This window comes from Herpetosiphonaceae bacterium (assembly GCA_036374795.1).
Taxonomy (GTDB): Bacteria; Chloroflexota; Chloroflexia; order Chloroflexales; family Kallotenuaceae; genus LB3-1.
Genome location: DASUTC010000010.1, coordinates 1 through 1,785, shown reverse-complemented (window position 1 = coordinate 1,785; position 1,785 = coordinate 1). Strand labels below are relative to the sequence as shown.

Here is a 1,785-nt window from a genome sequence, read left to right as displayed (position 1 = left end):
CAAATCGCGCTCCAGCGCCGGCTCAGAGATAGCCGGCAAACTGCGCAGCCGCTTGAACGCGATGCCGATGACGCGCATGCCGTTCATGGCCATTTCTTCGTTTGCCGCCGCGATGCGCTGCCGCCAGTGTGCATCCAGGGCCTCGGCATGATCGCCCATCCAGAGCTGAGTGGCGATCTCCAGCAGCCCATCCACCGAGCCCTTTGTGAACGCGATGTGTGTCCCTTCCATTCCTTTCATCGCGCTCAGCACTGGGGGCAGGTGCGACGGATCGGCGGGCAGGCGGTGCACGGTGGTCATCCGCTTGCGGTCAGAATCAAACGGCAATTCCGCCACACGCGGCAGCCAGTGCTCCAGCGCGTCGCGCTCCAAGCCCGCCTGCAAGGCAGCGACCAGCAGGGCGCCCTCGGTCGGATCGCCAATTGGCAAGTAACGCCCGCTCTCCCGATCTGGCTGCAGGGAGGCATCGTTGCACAGCGCGCTGCCCGCCAGCACCAGGCCTACCGAAAGCGGCTGATTCTCCCACATCGCGGCGGCATCGCGCGCTGGGGTGAGCGCGGGAGCAGGTGGTTTCGAGGTGCCGACCAGCTCCAGATAGTACCCGGCGACGTCAATCACCGTCACTGTCATGCGGTTTTGCGTCAGCGTACCGGTCTTATCCGAGCAGATGGTGGTGACCGAGCCGAGCGTCTCGACGGCGGGCAGCTTGCGGATCAGAGCGCGGCGACGCAGCATGCGCTGGGCGCCGAGCGCCAGCGTAATCGTGACCACGGCGGGGAGTCCTTCCGGCACCACCGCGACCGCCACGCTGATGGCGGTGAGGATCATGTCGCTGAGCTGCTCGCCGCGCCACATGCCGATCCCAAGCAGCAGCACGGCGATCGTGATCCCCAACAGCGCCAGCTGCTTGCCGACTGTATCAAGCTGTTGTTGCAGGGGTGTTTTCTGCTGTTCCACGCTCTGGATCAGCTCTGCAATCCGGCCCAGCTCAGTGTCCATGCCCGTCGCCGTGACCACCCCTATGCCTCGACCGTAGGTGGCAAAGGTGCCCATATACGCCATATTCTTGCGATCACCGAGCGGCAGCTCCGCAGCGGCCAGCGCTTGCGTTTGTTTCTCGACCGGTTCCGATTCGCCGGTGAGCGCCGCTTCTTGCACGCGGAGGTTGGCGCTCTCGATGAGGCGCAGATCAGCGGGAATGCTGCTGCCCGCCTCCAGCAGGACGATGTCGCCGGGCACCAGGTCGCGTGCGGAAAGCTCCTCGAGCGCCCCACCCCGCCGCACGCGAACGACGGGCACGGCGAGCCGCTTGAGCGCCGCCATGGCCTGCTCGGCGCGGTACTCCTGCACAAAGCCCAGCAGGGCAAAGAGCACGATGATGGCTGAAATGGCAGCGGTTTCCAGCGGTTTGCCGAGCAATGCCGAGAGGATAGCGGCAGCGATCAGGATTAGCACCATGGTGCTGCTGAACTGCTCCCATAGAATGCGCAGGGACGTTTTACCGCCGCGCTCTTGCAACTCGTTGCGGCCGTACTGCGCCAGTCGGCGCGCCGCCTCTGCCGGCTCCAGTCCTCTGTCTTGAGTAGTGCCGAGAGCCTCGAGAACGGTTGATCCATCCTTCATCCATGCCGGCTCCATTGCGGGGCGTTGACTCATAGTTGGACTTCCTTTGGGGGTTGACTCTTGGCAAAGTGAACGGTTCTTCAAGGATAGTGTACCGAATTCTCGGCTGCTTCTCTATTTGGCCCAGGAATATTGTAGCTGCAATAGCCGGCTGACCGGCCA

The 1,785-nt window shown here is 63.9% G+C and carries 1 protein-coding gene; it reads right to left on the bottom strand.

All coding sequences use genetic code 11. The features are described from left to right. The coding region (locus VFZ66_00555) for an HAD-IC family P-type ATPase (protein HEX6287642.1) at window positions 1-1,656 on the bottom strand (1,656 nt) is incomplete at its 3' end. Between the last annotated feature and the right edge of the window lie 129 nt (window positions 1,657-1,785).